The organism is Microbacterium pollutisoli, assembly GCF_053586795.1.
The window spans coordinates 147,613-168,803 of the sequence record NZ_JBNYWT010000005.1 but is presented as its reverse complement, the minus strand read 5'-3'; the positions used below and the strand labels follow the sequence as shown (position 1 = coordinate 168,803).

The 21,191-nt window shown below is 72.3% G+C and carries 25 protein-coding genes and 1 riboswitch; of the genes, 14 read left to right on the top strand and 11 right to left on the bottom strand.

The features are described 5' to 3' along the window. Positions 1-167: 167 nt before the first annotated feature. From ACQ143_RS12380 to ACQ143_RS12370, 3 genes are read left to right on the top strand one after another with little or no spacing between them, the layout of a single operon-like run. The gene (locus ACQ143_RS12380; protein ID WP_449571005.1) at positions 168-950 is read left to right on the top strand and encodes an SDR family oxidoreductase; all 783 of its coding nucleotides are present in this window, start codon (positions 168-170) and stop codon (positions 948-950) included. A gap of 8 nt (positions 951-958) precedes the next feature. Beyond that, a complete protein-coding gene (locus ACQ143_RS12375) occupies positions 959-1,657 on the top strand; it encodes a uracil-DNA glycosylase (RefSeq protein ID WP_449571004.1) in 699 nt (232 codons plus the stop codon). 4 nt (positions 1,658-1,661) lie between these two features. Continuing rightward, complete coding sequence (locus ACQ143_RS12370) at positions 1,662-2,273, top strand: N-acetyltransferase family protein (RefSeq protein ID WP_449571003.1); 612 nt, start codon at positions 1,662-1,664, stop codon at positions 2,271-2,273. Here ACQ143_RS12370 and ACQ143_RS12365 read toward each other — a convergent pair. Genes ACQ143_RS12365 through ACQ143_RS12335 form a run of 7 tightly spaced genes read right to left on the bottom strand, consistent with a single transcriptional unit; the run spans position 2,250 to position 8,637 of the window. Beyond that, positions 2,250-2,588: a protealysin inhibitor emfourin gene (locus ACQ143_RS12365; RefSeq protein ID WP_449571002.1), complete on the bottom strand. Its 339-nt coding sequence runs from the start codon at positions 2,586-2,588 to the stop codon at positions 2,250-2,252. The two genes, ACQ143_RS12370 and ACQ143_RS12365, sit on opposite strands and share 24 nt — an antisense overlap. Then, positions 2,572-3,630 carry a M4 family metallopeptidase gene (locus tag ACQ143_RS12360; RefSeq protein WP_449571001.1) on the bottom strand — a complete coding sequence of 353 codons (1,059 nt, stop codon included), beginning with the start codon at positions 3,628-3,630 and terminating at the stop codon, positions 2,572-2,574. The genes ACQ143_RS12365 and ACQ143_RS12360 overlap by 17 nt, the downstream gene beginning before the upstream one ends. A 10-nt stretch (positions 3,631-3,640) precedes the next feature. Beyond that, the gene (locus tag ACQ143_RS12355; RefSeq protein WP_449571000.1) at positions 3,641-4,468 is read right to left on the bottom strand and encodes an ABC transporter ATP-binding protein; all 828 of its coding nucleotides are present in this window, start codon (positions 4,466-4,468) and stop codon (positions 3,641-3,643) included. Further along, on the bottom strand, positions 4,465-5,253 hold the full coding sequence (locus ACQ143_RS12350; protein WP_449570999.1) for an ATP-binding cassette domain-containing protein: 789 nt from the start codon (positions 5,251-5,253) through the stop codon (positions 4,465-4,467). The genes ACQ143_RS12355 and ACQ143_RS12350 overlap by 4 nt, the downstream gene beginning before the upstream one ends. Continuing rightward, positions 5,250-6,122, bottom strand: a complete 873-nt coding sequence (locus tag ACQ143_RS12345; RefSeq protein ID WP_449570998.1) for an ABC transporter permease — start codon at positions 6,120-6,122, stop codon at positions 5,250-5,252. The genes ACQ143_RS12350 and ACQ143_RS12345 overlap by 4 nt, the downstream gene beginning before the upstream one ends. Beyond that, positions 6,119-7,069 carry an ABC transporter permease gene (locus tag ACQ143_RS12340; protein ID WP_449570997.1) on the bottom strand — a complete coding sequence of 317 codons (951 nt, stop codon included), beginning with the start codon at positions 7,067-7,069 and terminating at the stop codon, positions 6,119-6,121. The genes ACQ143_RS12345 and ACQ143_RS12340 overlap by 4 nt, the downstream gene beginning before the upstream one ends. Before the next feature lie 56 nt (positions 7,070-7,125). After that, the gene (locus ACQ143_RS12335; RefSeq protein ID WP_449570996.1) at positions 7,126-8,637 is read right to left on the bottom strand and encodes an ABC transporter substrate-binding protein; all 1,512 of its coding nucleotides are present in this window, start codon (positions 8,635-8,637) and stop codon (positions 7,126-7,128) included. 176 nt (positions 8,638-8,813) lie between these two features. On the opposite strand from ACQ143_RS12335, the gene ACQ143_RS12330 reads away from it, so the two are divergent. From ACQ143_RS12330 to ACQ143_RS12320, 3 genes are read left to right on the top strand one after another with little or no spacing between them, the layout of a single operon-like run. Beyond that, positions 8,814-9,302 (top strand): carboxymuconolactone decarboxylase family protein, encoded by a 489-nt coding sequence (locus ACQ143_RS12330; protein WP_449570995.1) that lies wholly within the window; start codon positions 8,814-8,816, stop codon positions 9,300-9,302. Continuing rightward, entirely contained in the window at positions 9,299-10,018 is a 720-nt protein-coding gene (locus tag ACQ143_RS12325; RefSeq protein WP_449570994.1) for a tyrosine-protein phosphatase, read from the top strand. The genes ACQ143_RS12330 and ACQ143_RS12325 overlap by 4 nt, the downstream gene beginning before the upstream one ends. 48 nt (positions 10,019-10,066) lie before the next feature. Next, complete coding sequence (locus ACQ143_RS12320) at positions 10,067-10,531, top strand: SIP domain-containing protein (protein ID WP_449570993.1); 465 nt, start codon at positions 10,067-10,069, stop codon at positions 10,529-10,531. Positions 10,532-10,537: 6 nt separating this feature from the next. Here the strand turns inward: ACQ143_RS12320 and ACQ143_RS12315 are convergent, their stop codons facing one another. The 4 genes from ACQ143_RS12315 to ACQ143_RS12300 all read right to left on the bottom strand — a co-directional run bounded on the left by ACQ143_RS12315 (position 10,538) and on the right by ACQ143_RS12300 (position 14,746). Next, a complete protein-coding gene (locus ACQ143_RS12315; RefSeq protein ID WP_449570992.1) occupies positions 10,538-10,993 on the bottom strand; it encodes a Fe-S oxidoreductase in 456 nt (151 codons plus the stop codon). Next, entirely contained in the window at positions 10,990-11,802 is an 813-nt protein-coding gene (locus ACQ143_RS12310; protein ID WP_449570991.1) for an arginase family protein, read from the bottom strand. Before ACQ143_RS12310 ends, ACQ143_RS12315 begins: the two co-directional genes overlap by 4 nt. A gap of 71 nt (positions 11,803-11,873) precedes the next feature. Beyond that, the gene (locus ACQ143_RS12305; RefSeq protein ID WP_449570990.1) at positions 11,874-12,608 is read right to left on the bottom strand and encodes a PspA/IM30 family protein; all 735 of its coding nucleotides are present in this window, start codon (positions 12,606-12,608) and stop codon (positions 11,874-11,876) included. Between the two features lie 62 nt (positions 12,609-12,670). Further along, complete coding sequence (locus ACQ143_RS12300) at positions 12,671-14,746, bottom strand: TPM domain-containing protein (protein WP_449570989.1); 2,076 nt, start codon at positions 14,744-14,746, stop codon at positions 12,671-12,673. Positions 14,747-14,883: 137 nt separating this feature from the next. On the opposite strand from ACQ143_RS12300, the gene ACQ143_RS12295 reads away from it, so the two are divergent. The 8 genes from ACQ143_RS12295 to ACQ143_RS12260 all read left to right on the top strand — a co-directional run bounded on the left by ACQ143_RS12295 (position 14,884) and on the right by ACQ143_RS12260 (position 21,132). Next, entirely contained in the window at positions 14,884-15,735 is an 852-nt protein-coding gene (locus ACQ143_RS12295; RefSeq protein WP_449570988.1) for a DUF3097 family protein, read from the top strand. Between the two features lie 4 nt (positions 15,736-15,739). Next, a complete protein-coding gene (gene trmB / locus ACQ143_RS12290) occupies positions 15,740-16,495 on the top strand; it encodes a tRNA (guanosine(46)-N7)-methyltransferase TrmB (RefSeq protein ID WP_449570987.1) in 756 nt (251 codons plus the stop codon). 1 nt (position 16,496) lies between these two features. Continuing rightward, positions 16,497-17,354 carry a CPBP family intramembrane glutamic endopeptidase gene (locus ACQ143_RS12285; protein ID WP_449570986.1) on the top strand — a complete coding sequence of 286 codons (858 nt, stop codon included), beginning with the start codon at positions 16,497-16,499 and terminating at the stop codon, positions 17,352-17,354. Positions 17,355-17,406: 52 nt separating this feature from the next. Beyond that, a riboswitch (guanidine-III (ykkC-III) riboswitch) is annotated at positions 17,407-17,471 on the top strand. Between the two features lie 10 nt (positions 17,472-17,481). Beyond that, positions 17,482-17,802, top strand: coding sequence for a DMT family transporter (locus ACQ143_RS12280; RefSeq protein WP_449570985.1), 321 nt, complete (start codon positions 17,482-17,484; stop codon positions 17,800-17,802). Positions 17,803-17,960: 158 nt separating this feature from the next. Then, positions 17,961-19,166 carry an alcohol dehydrogenase catalytic domain-containing protein gene (locus tag ACQ143_RS12275; protein WP_449570984.1) on the top strand — a complete coding sequence of 402 codons (1,206 nt, stop codon included), beginning with the start codon at positions 17,961-17,963 and terminating at the stop codon, positions 19,164-19,166. Further along, a complete protein-coding gene (locus ACQ143_RS12270; RefSeq protein ID WP_449570983.1) occupies positions 19,153-19,443 on the top strand; it encodes a hypothetical protein in 291 nt (96 codons plus the stop codon). The genes ACQ143_RS12275 and ACQ143_RS12270 overlap by 14 nt, the downstream gene beginning before the upstream one ends. Continuing rightward, complete coding sequence (locus ACQ143_RS12265) at positions 19,440-20,969, top strand: FAD-dependent oxidoreductase (protein WP_449570982.1); 1,530 nt, start codon at positions 19,440-19,442, stop codon at positions 20,967-20,969. The genes ACQ143_RS12270 and ACQ143_RS12265 overlap by 4 nt, the downstream gene beginning before the upstream one ends. Beyond that, the gene (locus tag ACQ143_RS12260) at positions 20,947-21,132 is read left to right on the top strand and encodes a hypothetical protein (RefSeq protein ID WP_449570981.1); all 186 of its coding nucleotides are present in this window, start codon (positions 20,947-20,949) and stop codon (positions 21,130-21,132) included. Before ACQ143_RS12265 ends, ACQ143_RS12260 begins: the two co-directional genes overlap by 23 nt. The last annotated feature ends 59 nt before the right edge of the window (positions 21,133-21,191 follow it).

Sequence of the window (21,191 nt, the reverse complement as noted above, 5' to 3'; positions counted from 1 at the left end):
GGCTCCATCTGGACGGTTCGGCGCGGCGGATGCCGGGCGCTTGAGTAGACGGTATGCACCGGCATCTCGGAAGCCAAAGGCCGGGAAATGTTGCGTAACTTTCGGCGCGGGCGACTCGCGCGCCGCCGACATGCGGTAACGGCCACCGGCTGGGTACCGTGGGAGCCATGACCAGACGTGCAGTGGTGACCGGAGCCAGTTCCGGAATCGGTGAGGCGGTGGTCCGCGCGCTGCGGGCCGCCGGATGGGACGTCGTGGGCGTCGCCCGCCGTGCAGACCGGCTGGCGGCGCTGGACGCCGAGGTCGGCTCGGAGTCGTTCGCCGCCGACCTCACGCAGCAGGCGGACGTCGACGCGCTCGCCCGGCACGTGGCCGACTCGGGCCCGCTGCACGCGCTCGTGCACGTCGCCGGCGGGGCGCGCGGCACCGATCGGGTCGAAGACGGCGACCCCGACGACTGGCGCTGGATGTTCGAAGTCAACGTGCTGTCGGCGCAGCTGGTGACGGCGGCGCTGCTGCCGCTGCTGCGGGTCGGCGCCGACCAGACCGGGCACGCGGACACCGTGTTCGTCACCTCGACGGCGGCCCAGACCGCGTACCCCGGCGGGGCCGGCTACAACGCGGCCAAGGCGGGGGAGTCGATGGTGGCCCGGGCTCTGCGGCTCGAGCTGAACGGCGAGCCGATCCGCGTCGTCGAGGTCGCCCCCGGCATGGTGCACACCGAGGAGTTCACGCTCAACCGGCTCGCCGGTGACAAGGTCGCGGCCGAGCGCGTGTACGAAGGCGTGCAGAACCCGCTGACCGCCGAAGACGTCGCCGACGTCATCGCGTATGCGCTGGGCACTCCGGGGCACGTCAACCTCGACCTGATCACGATGCGTCCGGTGGCCCAGTCGGCGCAGCACCTGCTGGCCCGCGGTCCGCTGCGCAGCGCGCTCGCCGACCGCTGACCCGGCCCGTGGCGCAGACCCTCGCCGAGCTCGGTCGGAGCGGACTGATCGACCCGCAGTGGGCGGCCGCGTTGGCGCCGGTCGCCGACGACATCGCCGCCCTCGGGGAGCGGCTGCGCGCCGAGACGGCGGCCGGTCGCGGCTATCTGCCGGCCGGTGATCGGGTGCTGCGCGCCTTCGCGCGACCGCTGGATGCCGTGAAGGTGCTCATCGTGGGACAGGATCCGTACCCGACCCCCGGGCACCCCATCGGGCTGTCGTTCGCCGTCGACGCGCATGTGCGGCCGCTGCCGCGCAGCCTCGCCAACATCTACCAGGAGCTCGAGAGCGACCTCGGCATCGCCCGGGCCGGGCACGGCGACCTGTCGGCGTGGAGCGATCAGGGGGTCATGCTCCTCAACCGCGTGCTCACCGTCGCGCCGGGCGCCCCGGCATCCCACCGCGGCTGGGGGTGGGAGAAGGTGACCGACCATGCGATTCGCACCCTCGTGGCCCGCCAGCGACCGCTGGTGGCGATCCTGTGGGGGCGGGATGCCGCGGGCCTGAAGCCGCTGCTGGGCGGCACCCCCGTGATCGAGTCGCCGCATCCGTCGCCGCTGTCGGCGCACCGCGGGTTCTTCGGCTCTCGGCCGTTCTCCCGGGCCAACGAGCTGCTGCACGGTCTCGAGGCCGCGCCGGTGGACTGGCGCATCCCGCCTTTAGGCTGATCCCATGCTCGAAGGAGAGGATCGCGGCCGCCGGCGACTGCCCCGCCACCTGCGGCGCGTTCCGGCTCCGGAGACGCCGTTCGCGTACGAGATCCGTCCGGCCGTCCGCACCGACGTGCCCCAGATCCGCGAGATCTACAACCACTACGTCACCAACTCGGTCGTCACCTTCGACGAGCGCCGGTGGACGCACGCGCAGTGGTTCGACAAGTTCGACCACCTGCACAAGCTCGACATGCCGTTCCTGGTCGCCGTCTCCGCATCCGGGCAGGTGCTGGGCTACGCGCTCGTCTCGCCCTGGACCGGCACCTCCGGCTACCGGTACACGGTGGAGAGCTCGATCTACCTCGGTCAGGCCGCGACCGGCAAAGGGCTCGGCCGTGCCCTGCTGGAGGCGCTGATCGCGGCGTGCGAGCAGCGGGGGATCCGTCAGATCGTCGCCGTCGTCAGCGACAAGGGCGCGGACGCGTCCATCGCCCTGCACAAGCGGCTGGGGTTCGTCGAGGTCGGGCGCATGGGCCGGGTCGGCTTCAAGTTCGGGCGCTGGCTGGGCACGGTGTACCTGCAGAAGTCGTTGAAGCGCCCCCGACGGTCATGGTTCGGGCGGCGCCGCTGACGCGTCCGCGTCGCGCACGGCGTCGATGAGCGTCCGCCACGGGCCGGCGACGTGCTGCTCGGGCAGCTCGGCATGATGCTGCCGTGCGCCGTCGACGGCGACCTCCCAGGTGAACCGGTCGGGCCCGGCGGGGGCGGCCTGCGGGCACCGGTCCCACGGGCACTTCTCGATGAGGGCGACCCATCGGTCGGCGTCTCCGGCATCCGCCTCGACGTGCCAGCGTCGCATCCGCCCGGCGAAGCCGCCCGAGCGTATGACAGTCACCGTCAGCGCGGGAAGGCCGGGCTCCGGGGTGGGGTCAGGGGGTCTGGTCATCGTCGGTCACGCCGACGCCGGCCCACGCGGCGCGCACGGCGGCGGCTTCCTCCGAGTCCTCACCGTACTCCGCCGCCGCCACCTGCTGCGTCGCCGCCGCGAACCCGGCGAAGTCGGTCTGCGGCGTGAGCAGGCCACCGGTCAGAGTCAGATACCAGATGCGGCCGGCGCGCTCCCACGCGTGCCCGCCGAGCGCGGTGGCGACGAGGTGGAACGCGCGGTTGGGGATGCCGGAGTTGATGTGCACACCGCCGTTGTCGGCGGTCGTGTCGACGTAGTCGCGCATGTGGCCGGGCTGCGGGTCGCGCCCCAGCACGTCGTCGTCGTAGGCGGTGCCCGGCGCGCTCATCGACCGCAGCGCGACGCCGGTGACGGCGTCGGTGAACAGGCCCGCGCCGATGAGCCACGACGCCTCGTGCGCGGTCTGGCCGAGGTGGTGCTGTTCGGTCAGGGCGCCGAGCACGTCGGCGATCGACTCGTTGAGGGCGCCCGACTGCCCCCGGTACACGAGCCCGCCGGCGTGCTCGATGACGCCGTGCGCCAGTTCGTGGCCGATGACGGTGAGCGACTGGGTGAAGCCCGTGAACACCTCCCCGTCGCCGTCGCCGAACACCATGCGCTCGCCGTTCCAGAATGCGTTGTCGTAGTCCTCGCCGTAGTGCACGGTGGCCGACAGGGTGCCGCCGGCACCGTCGATCGACACGCGCGCGAACGCGTCCAAGAGGAGGTCGAACGCGGCGCCCAGGCCGTCGAACGCCTGATCCGCGTCGGGGTCGCCGGTGGGCGGGTCGTCTTCGCCGCGCACGCGCACCCCCGGCAGCCGCTCGCGCCCCTGGGAGTCGGAGATGACGCGGTCGGGTGCCGGTGTGGCCTCGACCACGAGCGTGCCGCCGTCGACGGACAGGTCGAGGCGCGCCCGCTCGGGTCGGTAGTCGCGCGGGGCGGCGAGGGTGGCGCGCGCGGCCTGCGCGGCGCGGGCCAGGTGCGGCTGCTGCGCGGCCGCGAGTCGCGCCAGCAGGTACTCGGGGACGATCGCGCGCATAGCCGTCAGGTTAGCGGGGGCCGCCGACGCCCGGGCCGTGCGGGTCGATGACCGGGATGGAAGCCAGCAGGCGCCGGGTGTAGGCGACCTGCGGCGACAGCAGCACCTTCTCGGTCGGTCCCTCCTCGACGACCTTGCCGTCCTTCATCACGATCACCTCGTCGCACAGGTTCTGCACGATGCCGATGTCGTGCGAGACCAGCACGAGCGACATCCGCTCGCTCTCGCGCAGCGTGCGCAGCAGGTCGAGGATCTGCGCGCGGACGGTGACGTCCAGGGCCGACAGTGGCTCGTCGCCGACCAGCACCCGGGGCCGGTGCACGATCGCCCGGGCGATGGCGATCCGTTGCCGCTGTCCGCCGGAGAACTCGTGGGGGAAGCGGGCCGCCATCTCCGGCTCGAGGCCGACGGCGGTCAGCACCTCGCGCACCCGCGCGCGGCGGTCGCCGGGGATGCCCAGCGCCCACAGCGGCTCGGCCACGATGCGGCCCACGTCCATGCGCGGGTCGAGCGAGGCGTAGGGGTCCTGGAACACCATGCCGGTGATGCGGCGCAGCCAGTGCAGCGATCGGGCCCGGGCGGTGGGGTCGACCCGGCGGCCGTCGACCTCGACGGTGCCGGCCGTCGGGGTGTCCAGCCCCAGCAGCAGGCGCACCAGGGTCGACTTGCCCGACCCGGACTCGCCGATGATGCCCACCGACGAGTCCTCCCGCACGTCGATGTCGGCGTCGTCGAGCGCCGTGGTGAACCGGCGCGGCTCGAACGGCTTCGTGCGCGGCGCGCGGAACCGGCGGGTGAGGCCGCGGCCGCGGATCAGCGGGGTGTCGGGGATGCTCAATCCACACCTCCCGGGCGCCACAGCGTCGCCGTGGCATCGCGCAGCAGGCCCTGGGTCACCGGCGAGGCGGGCTCGGACAGCAGCGTCGCGATGGGCCCCTGCTCGACGACGCGGCCGTCTTCGAGCACGACGGCGTGGGTGACGATCTGCGACAGCACCGCCAGGTCGTGGGTGATGAACACGAGCGACATGCCGTCGTCGGCCACCAGGTGCCGCAGCAGCTCGAGGATCTCGGCCTGGATGGTCACATCCAGGGCGGTCGTGGGCTCGTCGGCGATGAGCAGCCGCGGACGGCACGCGAGCGCCATGGCGATCGCGACCCGCTGCCGCTGGCCGCCCGACAGCTGGTGCGGGTAGCGCCGCACGATCTGCGCGGGGTCGGGCAGGTGCACGCGCGCGGCTTCGTCGACGGCGCGGGCCAGACAAGCCCGGCGGCCGAGACCCTCGTGGATGCGCAGCGACTCGCCGATCTGGCGGCCGACGGTGCGGATCGGGTTCAGGGCGGTGCGCGGCTCCTGGAAGACGATGCCGATCTCGTCGCCGCGCAGCTGCGCCAGCTCGCGGTCGGGCAGGCCGATCAGCTCCTGACCGTTCCAGCGGATGCTGCCGGTGGCGGTGGCGCCGTCGGGGAGGAGCCCCAGCACGGCCAGCGCGGTCAGCGACTTGCCGGAGCCGGACTCGCCGATCAGACCCACCCGGGCGCCGTCGGGCACATCGAAGGTGACGTCCTCGACGACCCGGCGCCCGCCGATCGTGATGGACAGGTCACGCACCTGAAGGCTCATGCCACCACCTCCGGCATCTGCACCTCGTCGTCGCGTCTGCGGGCCAGGGTCGGGTCGGTCGCCTCGCGCAGCGCATCACCGAGCAGGTTCAGGCCGAGCACCGTGAGGGTGATGGCCAGTCCCGGCCAGACCACCGAGACCGGATGCACCGTGATGTACGCCTGCAGCTCACTGAGCAGCACCCCCCAGGACGGCTCGGTGACCGGGGCGCCGAAGCCGAGGAAGCTCAGGCCGGCCTCGGCCAGCACGGCCACCGCCATGCCCCACGACAGCTGCACAATGAACACGGGGGCGACGTTGGGGAACAGGTGGCGCCAGAGGTTCTGCCACGCCGTCAGGCCCGACGCACGGCCCGCCGTGACGAAGTCGCTGTGCAGCACGCGACGCAGCTCCGGGCGGGTCACCCGGGCGACGTTCACGCCGAAGCCGATGCCGACCGACAGGATGACCACCCACAGCGAACCGCCCGCGACGGTGGAGATCATCATCGCGATGATGAGCACCGGGAAGGCGATGAGGATGTCCACCAGCACGGCGGTCGTCTCCCGCATCCACCGGGCGGTGAGCGCCCCCAGGGCCGCCAGCAGGATGCCGATGACCGTGGCCACCAGGCCCGCGCCCAGCGCGACCCACACCGTGGTGCGTGCCCCGGCCATGATGAGGCTGAGGATGTCGCGTCCCGACCCGTCGGTGCCCATCAGGTGCGGCCAGGAGGGCGGCTGCCAGCGCGCGGCGATGTCGACGGTGCGGGGGTCGAACGGCAGCCAGAACAGCGACACGAAGGCCACCGCGCCCACGGTCAGCACGATGATCAGCCCCACTCGGCCGGTGGTCAGCGACCACAGCCGTCGCAGCCACGCGAGATTCATTCCGCCTCCCGCTGCCGGGGATCGACGATCCGGTGGAACAGGTCGACGAGGAAGCCGATGAGCAGCACCATGCCCGTGAGCACCAGCAGTTCGCTCTGCACCTTGACGAGGTCGCGGTTGCCGACGTCGGCGACCAGCATGCGCCCGATTCCGGGAAGTCCGAACAGCTCCTCGATGACGACGGCGCCGACGATGATGCCGGCCACCTGCAGGCCCAGCACCGTGATGATCGACAGGCCGACCGCGGGCAGTCCGTGCCGCACGAGCGCACGGGTGCGGGTGAGGCCCTTCGCCGCCGCGGTGCGCACGTAGTCCTGGCCGACCGCCTGCAGCGTCGCCGAGCGCACGAACCGCATGAGCATCGCGCCTTCGACGATGCCGATGGTGAGTGCCGGCAGCAGCAGCGACTGGAACGCGCGGGCCGGGTCGGTCCACCCGCCGCGGGGGAAGCCCTGCGCCGGCAGCCATCCCAGCCACACCGCGAACACGACCACGAGCATCATGCCCGCCCAGACCACCGGCACCGCGGCCAGGGTCTGTGCGCCGACGCTGAGCAGGGTGCCGTCGGCGCGGCCCCGCCGCAGCGCCGACAGCACCCCGAACGGCAGGGCGACCACCAGCGCGATGGCCATCGACATGAGCCCCAGCGGGACGGTCACCTGCGCCTTCTGCACCAGCTCGTCCATCACCGGGGTGCCGGTCAGCAGGGAGGCGCCCAGATCGCCGGTGACCAGGCCTGAGATCCACTCGAGGTACTGCACCGGCAGCGGCCGGTCCAGTCCCAGGCGCTCGCTGATGGCCGCCACCTGCTCCGGCGTGGAGTTGGTGCCGGCGATCAGTTGGGCGATGTCACCGGGGAAGACCCGCAGCGTTGCGAAGATGAGCACGCTCGCCGTCAGCAGCCCCGCGATCAGCAGGCCGAGACGGTTCAACGCGTAGCGGATCACGCCGGTGACTCAACGGTTCGATGGGGCCCGGACGAGCATCTGATCGGCGCAGTGGCTCACAGAGCGCCTTCGACGAGGCCGGCGAGGTTGAGCCGCTCGTTCACGTTGGTCGAGGGCATGCCCGTCACGTGCGTGCCCACGCCGACGACCGAGGCGCCGTTGTACAGCCAGTCGGCGGCCATGTCCTCCGACACGATGCGCGCGGCCTCGGCCAGCAGCGCCTCGGCGTCGGCCGGATCGGTGGCGGCGACCGACTCGGCGTACAAGCGCTGCACCTCGGGGTTGTCGTACGTGAAGTAGTACTCCGGGTTCGCCCAGTTCTCGAAGTCGCGGGCCTCCGTGTGCAGCACGAAGCTGAGTTCGTAGTCCTGGTTGATGTAGACGTCGTTGAGCCAGGTGGCGAACTCGACGCTGTTCACTTTCAGAGTGATGCCCACGTCGTGGAGGTTCGACACCAGGATCTGCGTCACGGTCGTGCCGTAGCTCGACGAGATGGTCAGCGTCAGGTCGAGGTCCTCCTGGCCGGCCTCGGCCAGCAGCTCGCGCGCGGCGGCCGGGTCGAACGGTGCCACCTCGGACAGGTCCTCGTAGCCGGGGTCGAGGGAAGGGATCGGACCGAACTGGGTCTGCCCCGCGCCCAGCGCCTCTACGATGGCGTCCTTGTCGATCGCCTGGCGGATCGCCTGGCGCACCCGCTTGTCGGCGAGCGGGCCGGAGGTCTGGTTCATCGCCAGGGTGCCCTTGTCGGTCGACGGCCCCACGACGACCTGGAAGTCGCCGCTCGCCTCGAGCTGGTCGGTCAGGTTCGCATCGAAGCCGGTGAGCACGTCGAGCTCGCCGGCCAGGGCCCCGTTGAGGGCCGCCTGGGTGTTGGGGATGTAGCTGAACACGACCTCGGCGACCTGGGCGGTCTCACCCCAGTAGTCGTCGTTGCGCGTGAACGTGATGCTGTCGCCCTGCTTCCAGCTGTCGAACACGAAAGGACCGGTGCCGTTGGCGTCGGTCTTCCGGTCGACCGTGTCGCCCTCCTTGAGGATGAGGCCGGCGCGCCCGGTGAGGTTCCACAGCAGCGTCGAATCGGGCGCGCTGAGGGTCAGCGTGATCGTCTGGCCGTCCGCGGTGATCGTCTCCACGTTCGCCAGGCGGTCCGAGTCCCGGTAGGCCGGGTTCTCCTTCACCTGGGTGAGCGACCACACGACGTCCTGCGGGGTGAGCTCCTGACCGTCGTGGAAGGTGACCCCCTCTCGCAGGGTGAAGGTGTAGGTCAGGCCGTCGGGGGAGATCTCGTAGTCGGTCGCCAGCGCCGGGACGACCTCCTGATCGGCGGTGCGGGAGACCAGTCCCTGGTAGATGTTGTCGATGAGGATCTGATCGAGCGCGGCACCGGCCGTCTCGCGGATGTCGAGGTTGCCCGGCTCGAGCACGAGCCGGATGGCGACCGAGGCGTCGGGATCGGCGGTCACCTCGGTGCTGTCCGGCGCCGGATCGCTCCCGCCGGTGCAGGCGGTGAGGACGAGCGCCCCGGCGGCCAGGAGAGCGGCCGCGGCCAGTGCGGTTCTGCGGATCATGTGAGGAAATCCTTTCGCGGGCGCAGGAGCATCGTTGCTGTCGGATGGCGTCCTGCGAACTCAGGTGCGCGTAACAGCCTAGAGTCCCGGAGCGGGCCGTGCGGACACAGCCGGTCACAATGACGCTCCATCGCGGCCGGGCCGGCGCCGCCGGTGCCGCGGATAGGGTGGTCGGCATGGCCCCCGAACGACGTGTGCACCTGTCCCGATCAGCGCGCCCCGCCTATGACGCGCTGGAGGCGTTCTCCAAGACGGTCGGTGCGCTCGCCGCCGAGGCCGGCATCGACGACCGGCTCAAGGAGATCGCGCTCATCCACTCCTCGCAGCTCAACGGCTGCGCTTACTGCGTGCGCATCCACGCCGACCGCGGCGTGAAGGCGGGACTGACCGCCGACGAGATCGCGCAGATCGCCGTCTGGCGCGAGTCGGGCGTCTTCACCGCCCGCGAGCGGGCCGCGCTCGAACTGGCCGAGAGCTATGTCTTCATCCATGAGGACGGCGTCTCCGACGAGGTCTACGACCACGTGGGCGGCATCCTCAGCGAGCAGGAGTACGTGGCGCTGAGCTGGCTGCTCGTGTCGATCAACGCGTTCAACCGCATCACCATCGCCGGCAAGTATCCGGTCCCCCCGCGCCGGCGGGAGCACGCGGCGCACCCGTCATGATCGACCCGCAGATCACCGGAGCCCTCAACTTCCGTGATGTCGGGGGTCTGCCCGCCGGGGACGCGCGCACCCGCAGCGGTGTGCTGTTCCGGTCGGGCAACCTCGCCCGGGTGGATGCCGGAGGGCGGAACGCCCTGCGGGCCCTGGGCCTGCGGCGCATCGTCGACCTGCGCGAGGACGCGGAGATCGCGCTCGAGCCCACGCGCCTGGACGGGTTCGGACACGAGACCGTGCGGATACCGCTGTTCGTGGGCTCCGCGGCATCCTTCTTCGAGGAGGACCTGTCGCTCGCGCAGATGTACCAGTCCCTCATCGCGGGGTCCGCGGCGGGCATCGTCGACGTCGTCCGGGCGGTGCTGGCCGACCAGCCCGTCCTGGTGCACTGCACGGTCGGCAAGGACCGCACCGGTGTGACGGTCGCCCTCACGCTGCTGGCGGCCGGAGTGGACGAGGACGCGGTGATCGGCGACTACGCCCGCACCGAGGCTCTGCTGCCGGCGCGCCGCAACGAGTCCGTGCTGGCCTACCTGCGGCGCCTGCACCCGCACGCGCGTCACCTCGAGGACCTCGCCACCCGCTCGCCGGCACCGGCCATGCGGGGGCTGATCGATGAGTTGCACGCGCAGTACGGCGCGCCGGTGGAGTATCTGCGCGCCCACGGGCTGACCGACGACGAGATCCGGGAGCTGCGCCGCGTGCTCGTGGCCACCGGATAGGACGGGCAAGGTTAGGCAACCCTACATTCGGGGTATAGTGAAGGCGATATGACTTCACCTGCCGTGCACAACGCCACCGCCTGCCGGGCGGCGAAGCACTCGCGCGTGCAGCATCTGATCACCGCCGACGAGCGTTCGCTGGCCGATCTCGAGGCGCTCGTGGCCACGCTGCCGCTGTGCTCGACGGGCCGGGTGTTCGTGGAGGTCCCCGGGCCCGAGTGGATCGGGGAGGTCACGGTGCCGGCCCGCATGATCGTGACCTGGCTCGACCGTTCACGCCGCAGCGGCGCCCCGGGTTCCGGCCGCGCGTGCGCCCCCGGGCAGGCGCTGGCACGAGCGGTGAACGCCTGGGCGGATGAGATGCTCTGCCAGGAGGGGGACCAGACCCGCATCCACCTGCTGGGCGGCTACCTCGGCACCGCCGACATCTTCGACCACCTCACCGGCGACTTGCACCTGGACGCCGCGACCGTGCACACCCCGGCTGAGTTCCGCCTCGCCGACGCCCGCTGACGCGGTTCACCGCGCGCCGCGGCGCACGTAGCCGCCGTCTTCGAGGCCGGCCATGATCTCGAACCGGTTGGTCATCGGATCGAACCCGGCCAGCAGATAGAGGATCGGCATGAGCATGCCGTAGCGGCGCCACTGCTGCGCGTGGACGGCCTCGTGCCGGAGGACGGGTTCGGACGGTTCCCGGTCGCCGGTGAGGAAGCATCCGCCGACGCACGTCCCGCCGCGACGGTAGGTCCACGACGGCATGCCGGTGAACACCCACAGGCCGTGGCTGCGGCGCACCCGTCCCGTCGACCACATGCCGCCCCACACCCAGCCGACCGCCGTGCCCCACCAGTAGCCGAGCCGGCTGATCGGCGAGTCCAGCAGGATGCCGGGGATCAGCCGGTCGCACCGCTCCCCGCGCTCGACGGCACGGTCGGCGCGGGCGCGCCAGTCGGGGACGAGTGGCCGCGCCGTCACGCCAGCGCCCCGACGATGCGCAGGATCGTGCCGAGGTCGTCGACGGCGGCGGCGACCGAGGCCGGGGCGAACCCGGAGATCGAGCTGCCGGCCAGCGGCAGCCGGGCCCGGACGGCACCGATCGCGGCGGTCAGCGCCGCCGGCTGGACCCCGAACGGCACCGGCAGCCCGACGCCGGTCATGGCCGCGGGATCGAGCACGTCCAGATCGACGTGGATGTAGACCGCGCGGGCACCGGTGGCGGCGACGGCGTCGGCCACGGCATCGGGGTCTTCCAGAGCCGAGACGGGCAGCGCCGTGACGCCGGCGGCATCCACCCATTCCCGCTCGGCGGGGTCGAACTCGCGGACCCCGGCCAGCACGATGCGGTCCGGCGCGAGGGTGGGACCGCAGGCCAGGGGGCCGTCACCGGTCGCCGCGCGCAGGGCCATGCCGCCCACCGCGCCCGAGGGTGAGGAGTCGACGGTGTGCAGGTCGGCGTGGGCGTCGAACCACACGACGGCCAGCTCAGGCTCGCGCGTGGCCGCGTGCGCCACGCCCGGCACGGCGACGCCGCAGTCGCCGCCCACGATGAGTGCCGGCTCGGTGCCGGCGGCGAGTGCCTCGAGGACGGCGTCGCGCACGCGGGCGAGGGCGCTGAACCGGCGGATGCCGGTCTGCTGCGCGTCACCGGCCTCGACGGGCACCTCGATGCGCGTGCACGCGGCGCGCGGCAGGTCCCCGGCGATCGCTTCGGCGCCGTCGATCAGCAGCATCGCCCGGGCGGACGGGGAGCCCTGCCATTGCGGGACGACCAGGAATCGGGTCATGCGGTCCTCCTGTACAGCCGCGACGGCGCCGAGCATCGTGTGATGCCCGGCGCCGTGTGCGCGGTGAGGTGTTACTGCTCGATCGCGGGCGCCGGGGCACCCGACTTGAGCGCGGCCAGCCGCGCCTCGACCTCCGTGAGCTCGCCGATGTCCTCGAGGGCGTTGAACTGCGCGTCCAGCGTCGAGGCGGCCAGCTCCTGCTTGCCGGCGGCGAGGGCCTCCTGGCGGCGCACCTTGTCTTCGAACCGGCCCAGCTCGCTGGTCGGGTCGAGTACGTCGATCGACTTGACGGCGTCGTGCACCTTGTTCTGCGCCTCGGCGGTCTTGGCCCGGGCGAGCAGTTCGCTGCGCTTGGCCTTGAGCTGCTCCAGCTTCTGCTTCATGCCGTTGAGGCCGTCCTTGAGCTTGTCGACGACCTCGGTCTGCGACGCGATGGTCGGCGCGATCGCCTTCGCGTCGTTCTCCTCGCCGATCTGGCGCTGCAGCGCGATCTTGGCGAGGTTGTCGAACTTGTCGGCGTCGGCGGCGTTGCCCGCCGCGCGCAGCTCGTCGGCCTTGCGGCTGGCGGCGAGGGCCTTGTTGCCCCACTCCTGCGCAGCCTTGACGTCTTCTTCGTGGTCGCGCTCGAGCAGACGCAGGTTGCCGATCGTCTCGGCGATGGCCGACTCGGCGTCGGCGATCGAGTTCGTGTAGTCGCGGACGAGCTGGTCGAGCATCTTCTGCGGGTCTTCGGCGGAGTCGAGGAGGGCGTTGATGTTCGCCTTCACCAGGGTCGAGATGCGGCCGAAGATGGACTGCTTTGCCATCGGTGTTCCTTTCTAGAGGTAAGTGTCGTGGGATGAGCCTGTGGGGTGGAGGGGAGCGGACATCAGAAGCGGCCTCCTCCGCGGCGGCCGCGCGTGGCGCCACCGCCGAAGCTGCCCGAGGAGCAACCGCCGCCGAACCCGCCGCCGCGGGATCCGCCGCCGCGGGATCCGCCGCCGAAGCCGCCGAACCCGCCTCCTCCGCCGAACATGCCGCCGCCGCGGGAGCGCGAACCGCCGCCCAGCAGCGAGTTGATCACGATGCCGCCGAGCACGGCGCCCATGACGTCGCCCCCACCGGAGCGGCCGCCGCCACCGAGCATCCCGCCGCCGAACCCGCCGACGTCGCTCTGTGCGGCGCGCATGGCCTGCGCGGCGAGGTCGTTGGCGCGTTGCGCGTGCGGGAGCGCCTGCACGGGGTCGGTGTGCTGCAGCTGCTGTGCCCGCACGAGAGAGGCGCCGGCCTCGGCCAGCCGGGTGCGGGCGTCGGCGCCGACCGCGCCCCGGCGCGAAGTGATGTACTCCTCGGCGGCGCGTACCTGCGCCTGGGCTTGCACGATCAGGTGGCTCAGCGACTGCGCGGCCTTGCGTTGCTTCTCCTGTGCGTCGCGGATGCCGTCCAGCAGCGCGTCGATCTCCCGGTCGGCCTGCTGCAGCGATTCCAGGGCGGTCAGCGGCCGTTTCCCGGTCGCACCGAGGTGGGCTTTCGCGGCCTCGACCCGCTGCCGGGTCGACGCCACGACGGCGGCGATGCGGCCGTCGGGGTCGGGCAGGGCGCCGGCGGTCGCGATCTCGGTGTCGATCTCGCCGATGAGTGCCGCGGCCTCGCGTTCGCCCGCGGCCAGGTCGTCGGCGTGCGCGGACACGGTGTCCTGCAGGTGCTGCGCCTGGTCGACGGCTTCCTCCGCGGCGCGGATGCCCACGGCCGCCGGTCCGGTCTGCCCGGCGCCGACGGCCTCGGCCGCCGCGGTCAGCTGGGCGTCGGCGAAGGCGAGCCGCTGGCGGGCCTGGTCGGGGTTGTCGGCGATGGGCGCGAGCGCCTCGGGGGCGTACACGCCGGTGAGGCTCGCGAGTTTCGCGGCGGCGGCGTCGGACTGCGCGCCGACGGTGGTGCGCAGCTGCTGAACGCGGGCGAGCGCCTCGGGGGCGTTCTGCTCGAGCTGGCGCAGTTCGTCGAAAGCGGCCGCCTTCTCGTCGAGGCTCTGGTTCGCGGCGGTGCACAGCTCGAGCACCTTCGTGTGGACGGCGCGGATGTCGGCCTCGGTGTCGGGCACGTCGTCGTCGAGCTTCTGCCGCAGGGCGAAGGCCTCGTCGAGCCGGGACTTGGCCTGTGCGAGCACCTCGACGAACTCGACCGTGGCCGCGTCGCCGAACTGGGCGCGGGCGAAGCCGAGCTCCTGTTCGCTGGTCTTGATGGCGTCGTCGGTGGCCACGAGCGCCGACGACGCGCGGCGTTCGAGTTCGGCGGTGCTGAGCTGCGCCAGCTCGCCGGCCTTCGGGGCCGCGCCGCCGACGCTCTTCTTCCGCGCGCGCAGGATGAGCCAGACGACGACACCGGCGGCCACCGTCAGCACCACCACGATGATCAGGCCGGGGAGGAACGAGCCGCCGTCGTCGTCGCCGGGGGAGACCGGTGCGGTGTCCGGATCCGCCGGCGCCTCGCCGCTGTCGCCCACGGCGTCGGCCAGTCCGTCGGCGGCGGCCATCGCCATGCCGACCCAGTCGAGGTTCTGCCCGGCGGGGCCGATGCGGTCCTGTTCGATGGCGCCGAGCTGGTCCCAGGTGACCGGGCCCTCCTGCGCGCCCGACAGGTAGTACTGCCGGCCCTCGGTCGAGATGGCCAGCAGGTACTGGTGGATCCCGAGCCCGTTGTCTTCGGCGACGATGTCGGCCCACTCCTGCGAGCTGGACGGGTTCGTGAAGGTCGGCACGTACACGACCCACAGGTCGACGCCCGACGACTGCGACAGTGCCTCGTAGCGCGATTGGATCGCCGTCTCCTCGGAGCTGCTGAGCACCCCGGCCTCGTCCAGCACGCGGCCCGCACCCAGCGTCACCGGGTCGGTCGCCAGCGCGGCGGCGGGAACACCCACCACCCATGCGACTGCCGCCAGCAACGCCAACAGGAGGCGGGATCGCATACAGTCCCCTTTCGCGACGAGCCGTCACCGCGAGTCTATGCCCCGGCGTTCATGGCACACCAGCCGGTCGCGGCCCGTGCGCGTGGCGGCGACCGACCGAGCGCGACGGCGATTAGGCTCACCGTTTCGGAGGTGCCATGGACGACAGATACGGCCGCGATGTGCTCGCATCCGGATGGCGGGATGCCGGGCGGCGGATGACCCCGAAGGTCGAGGCCGAGACCGACCTGGTGGTCGAGGTCGACGACGACGGATTCTGCGGTGCGGTCACCGCGGTGCGCTCGGGCCACGTCGAGCTCGAGGACCGCGTCGGCCGTAGGCGCCTGTTCCCGCTGGGGCTGGGCTTTCTCATCGACGGCGAACGCGTCGAACTCGTCGCGCCACGGCCGACGCAGCCGACCGGCCGGGCTCGGACGGCGTCGGGGTCGTTCGCCGCCCCGCAGCAGCGGGCGCGGGTGGCGCGGGCCTCACGCATCCTCGTCGAGGGCAAGCACGACGCCGAGCTGGTGGAGAAGGTGTGGGGCGACGACCTGCGTGCCGAGGGCGTCGTCGTCGAGTTCCTGCAGGGCATCGATCTGCTGGACGACCTGCTGCGCAGCGACCCGCCGTCGGCCGAGCGCCGGTACGGCGTGCTCGTGGACCACCTGGTGCCCGGCTCGAAGGAGACCCGGATCGCGCAGGCGGTCGAACGCGGGCCGCACGGGCGCTTCGTGCGCATCGTCGGCCATCCGCACGTCGACGTGTGGGAATGCGTGCTGCCGCGTGCCCTCGGCATCTCCGCATGGCCGCAGGTGCCGCGCGGCGTGGACTGGAAGACCGGCGTCAGCCGCGCGCTGGGGTGGCCGGCCGCCGAGCAGGCCGACCTCGCGCGCAACTGGCAGCGCATCCTCGGCGCGGTGCGCTCCTACCGCGACCTCGACCCCGCTCTGCTGGGCCGGGTCGAGGAGCTCATCGACTTCGTCACCGCGGAGCCGGCCCGACTACCCTGAAAGGATGCCGCAGCCCGAACCCGCACCCGCACCCGAGCCGCGGCGCTTCCGAACCGAGCCCGTCTCCTTCGTCCGCCGCAGCGGCCGCATGAGCGACGGTCAGGAACGGGCGTGGGCCGGGCTGTCACCGCGCTACGTGCTGCCGGTGGAGCGGGACGCGGCGGCCACCAGCATCCGTCCCGGCACGGCCATCGACCCGGTCGCCGTGTACGGACGCGCCGCGCCGGTCATCGTCGAGATCGGATCGGGGCAGGGACACGCGATCGTGCACGCGGCGGTGTCCACCCCCGGCACCGACTTCCTCGCCGTCGAGGTGTTCCGGGCGGGGCTGGCGCGCACGATGCTCGACGCCGAGCGGGCCGGCGCCGACAACCTGCGCCTGGTCGAAGCGAACGCCCCGGAGGTGCTGGAGCACCTGCTGCCGCCCGGATCGGTCGACGAGGTGTGGATCTTCTTCCCCGATCCGTGGCACAAGAAGAAGCACACCAAGCGGCGCCTGATCGACCCCGGGTTCCCCCCGCTCGTGGCCCGCGCCCTGCGGGACGGCGGCATGCTGCGCCTGGCCACCGACTGGGAGGACTACGCGCTGCAGATGCGCGACGTGATGGCCGACGCCGCCGACTTCGCCCCGGCGTTCGACGGGGAGTGGGCGCCGCGGTTCGAGGGGCGCGTGATGACCGCGTTCGAGCGCAAGGGCATCGCGAAGGGTCGGGAGATCCGCGACCTCGCCTACCGGCGCCGTGCGCGGGACGGGGCCTGAGATGCCCGGTGCGGGAGTGGCGCGGCTCGGCGCGCGTCCGGTGGTCGGGGTGGCGACGATCCCCGCGGTGCTGGTGTGCCTGGCCGCACCGGCCTTCTTCGTGCTCATGGTGCCGTGGCTGGGCTGGGCCCTGTTGGCGGCGGGCCTGGCCGGCGCCGCAGCGATCGAGCGGCGCCGCATCCTGGCATCCACCCCGTCGCTGACCCGCGACCTGTCGCTCATCGCCTGCGGACTGCTCATCGTCAGCGCGATCGAGCTGAAGGCCGAGCTCGACAACGCCGCGATGCTGCGGTTCACGCTGGCGTTGGGTGGCGCCGTGGTCGTGCCGTACGTGATCTCGCGGTGGATGTACCGCGACCGCGCGATCGGGTTCCCGTGGCGCGGCGGGCACCGGTGGAAGCGGTGGCAGTGGCTGTGGCTGGCGGCGGTGCTCGTGCTGGGCTGGCTGATCCTGCCGTTCTACTTCATCACCTCCGGCGTCTACGCGAACTGGCCCGTCGTCGACACGCCCGACCTCATCGCACGGCTGTTCGTCGGGGTGGGCGCGGTGGGCATCTGGGACGAGCTGTTCTTCATCTGCACGTGCTTCGCGCTGCTGCGCCGGCACTTCGCCGACGGCGCCGCCAACGTGCTCCAAGCGATCGTGTTCGTCTCGTTCCTGTGGGAGCTCGGCTACCAGGCCTGGGGTCCGGTGCTCACCATCCCCTTCGCACTGCTGCAGGCGGTGATCTTCCTGCGCACCCGGTCGCTGGGCTACGTCGTGACCGTGCACCTGCTGTTCGACGCGGTCGTGTTCGCCGTGCTCGTGCACGCCCACAACCCGGGTCTGCTGGATTGGCTGTTCTTCGTCTCGCCGTGAGCCGAGCCGGGGCGGTGCCCTGGAACTGCCCAGAATCGCGGGCTATCGTGGGTGGCGGACCCCGACCGGGTCCCCGGACGAGGGATCAGTACCCGGTGTGCGACAAGACTGGCCAGGAGGAACAGTCATGGCGTGGGTCATCCTCATCATCTCGGGCGTGCTCGAAGCGGTCTGGGCGACGGCCCTGGGCAAGTCCGAGGGCTTCACGAAACTGTGGCCCTCGGTCGTGTTCGGCGTCGCGCTGATCGCCAGCATGGGTGGGCTCGCCCTCGCGATGCGCGACATCTCGACCGGTACCGCGTACGCGGTCTGGGTGGGCATCGGCGCGTCGATCACCGTCGTGTACGCGATGATCACCGGCGACGAGCAGCTCTCGCTCGTCAAGATGCTCCTCATCATGGGGCTGGTCGGCTGCATCGTCGGGCTCAAGCTCGTCAGCGGCGAATGACCCGCACCGGCGCGACCCCGCGCTGACCGGCGCGGCTCCTGCCGCAGAGTGAACGGCGTATCCGAGCACGTCAAGGCTGTCAAGGCCCTCGGATCGGTGCGCGCTCCGGGCGATGCTGAGCCGGTGCCGTCACCGTCGCGGCAGCGCGAAAGGGAACCATGAGAGCCGTCACTTGGCAGGGTCGCCGCAAGGTCGAGGTCATGGAGGTGCCCGATCCCCGCATCGAGCAGCCGGGCGACGCCATCATCCGGGTCACCTCCACCGCCGTGTGCGGCTCCGACCTGCACCTGTATGAGCTCCTCGGTCCTTTCATGGACCGCGGCGACATCCTCGGCCACGAGTCGATGGGTGTGGTGACCGAGGTGGGGCCGGGCGTGACGACCCTGCGGGTAGGGCAACGCGTCGTCATCCCGTTCAACATCGCGTGCGGCGACTGCTTCTATTGCCGGCGCGGACTGCAGTCGCAGTGCGCCACGACGCAGAACACCGCTCAGGGGCGCGGGGCATCGCTGTTCGGCTATACCAAGCTGTACGGCCAGGTGCCCGGTGGGCAGGCCGAGTACCTCCGCGTGCCGCTCGCGGAATACAACACGATCCCGGTCGGCTCACAGCTGCCGGACGAGCGCTACCTGTTCCTCAGCGACATCCTGCCCACGGCATGGCAGGCCGTGCGCTACGCGGACGCGTCGCCAGGGGACACGCTGCTGGTGATGGGGCTGGGGCCGGTCGGCCAGCTCTCCGCGCGGATCGCGCTCCATCACGGATGCCGCGTGCTCGCCGTCGACCCCGTCGCCGAGCGTCGAGAGATGGCCCGCCGGAACGGCGTCGAGGCCGAGGACCCGGAGGACCTGCTGTCCTGGGTCGCGGACCGTACCGAGGGGCGCGGCGCAGACGCCGTCGTCGATGCGGTGGGCATGGAAGCGCACGGCAGCCCGACCGCACACGCCGTGCAGTCGACGGCCGCGGCGCTGCCGGATGCGATCGCCCGACCCGTCATGGCTCACGCGGCGGTCGACCGCCTGGCGGCGCTGTACGCGTCCATCGACGCGGTACGCCGCGGCGGCACGCTGTCGCTCAGCGGTGTCTATGCCGGCGACGCCGACGTCCTCCCGCTGGGCACCATGTTCGACAAGCAGCTGACGCTGCGCATGGGCCAATGCAACGTCAAGCGCTGGATCGGCAGCCTCCTTCCGCTCGTGGAGGACCGGGACGACCCGCTGGGCCTGCGGGACCTGGTCACCCATCGCGGCACTCTCGATGACGCACCCGACCTGTACCGGACCTTCCAGAAGAAGGAGGACGGCTGCATCAAGATCGTCCTCCGCCCCACCCACGACAGCGGAGAGCCCCATGCGACCACATGATCCCGGGCGGCTCACGCTCGAGCCGCTCGACGACACCTCCTGGCGACTGTGCGACGGATCGGCAGCGCCGTCGGACGCCGCCAACGTCCTCGCCTACGTCGAGCTGCGCGACGACGGGCGCTACGACGTGACGTGGGTGGTGCGCGGGCTCGGCACCGCCGTGTTCGCGACCTTCGGCGACCTCCTGCGTGAGGCGGCGGTCCTCCTCGACTGCGAACGCTCCCGCGTCGCCAAGCCGCACCCGATCCCGCATCGGCCGCCGCTACGGGCATCATGACCCCCGCGTCGCTGTGGCAGCTCACCGGCCCGGCGATCGCGGCCGACGGGACGCTGCCCCCGCGCGCAGACGTCGTCGTCGCCGGTGGCGGCCTCGCCGGACTCGCGGTCGCGACCGAGCTCGTGCGGCACGGCCGCTTCGTCGTCGTGGTCGAGGCGCAGGAGTTCGGCGGCCGCACCACCGGGGGCACCACCGGCAAGGTGAGCCTCCTACAGGGGGCGACCGTTTCCCGGGTGCTCAGCCACGCCGGCCGTGCCACAGCGAGGGCCTACCTGGACGCGGCGGAAGCCGCGCAGCGCTGGCTGCGCGAGGAGCTGGCCGAGGTGCCGGACGCCTGGCAGGCCCAGCACGCCTCCACGTTCGCCACCACCGAGGCGGGTGTGCGCGTGCTGCAGCGGGAGGCGAAGGCGATGGCGGCGGCAAAGCGGCCGGTGCGTCATCACGTCGACGCCGTGCCGGGGCTGCCGCTGCCGGTACGCGCCGCCCTCACGCTCGACGATCAGGCGCAGCTGCATCCCGCCCGGGCCACCGCAGCGCTCGCCGCCGCCGTGCGGGCCGGCGGAGGCATCCTGGTCGACCGCTGCCGCGTGCAGAAGGTCCACGCCGGCGGCACCGGGCTCGAGATCGAGACGACGCGCGGGACCGTACGCGCCGAGCACCTGGTGCTGGCCACCGGCACGCCCGTGCTCGACCGGACCCTCGCGTTCGCCCGGCTGGTCGCCACCCGCGAGGTGGTCGCCGCCTACCGGCTGCCCGATTCCGGTGGCCCCGCGCCGCTGACCGGCATCCACCTGTCCGTCGACCCGACCTCGCACTCGCTGCGCATGGCCACCGCGCCCGACGGTGCGCCGGCGCTCGTCGTCGGGGGAGCGGGGTACGACACCGGCCGGGGCACGGCCGACGTCACCGGGCTGCACGCCTGGGTCGCGGCCCATTTCCCCGGGGCGGAGCCGTTCACCTGGTGGGCGGCGCAGGACTACCGGCCGACGACGGGTGCACCGCTGGCCGGGCCCGCCGGGTTCGGCGGGGGACGGGTGCACGTGGCGACCGGGTTCGCGAAGTGGGGGATGACCGGGGCGGTGGCCGCGGCGCTGGCCATCGCGGGGCGCATGGCCGACGCCGAGCCGGCCTGGGCCGCGCCCCTGTATCGCCGGAGACCCCGCCTGCAGGGCGCCGCCGCGACGGTGAAGGCCGGCGCCGAGGTGGGCGCGCACCTCATCGGCGGGTGGGTGGGCCTCGGTCGCCCGGCGCCCGGGGACGGTGCCCGCATCGGGCGGGACGGCGTGCAGCCGGTCGCCGAGTCCACCGTCGACGGGAGGGTGTGCCGGGTGTCCGCCGTGTGCACGCACATGGGCGGCATCGTGCGGTGGAACGAGACCGAGCGCACGTGGGACTGCCCGCTGCACGGCTCGCGGTTCGCCGCGACGGGCGAGGTGATCGAAGGGCCCGCAGTGAGCGACCTGCCCCGGATCGACGACGGGGCCGATACGAGGAGGAGAACCGATGAGCACGCGCAGCCAGGATGACCGGCCTCCGAATCCGGAGGACGATGAAGAGCTGATGGCGCAGGACTACGACTTCGAGGACGCGCTCGAGAGCGAGTGGCACGAGATCTACGACGAGCGGGCGCCGCGGCCTTCGCCACGGGTCGGCGACGGCGTGGCCGGGCCGCTCGACCCCGCGGCGTGACGGTCTGGCCGCACCGGATAGGCCGACCCGCGCGCGGCGTCAACCCCCTCGACACGGGC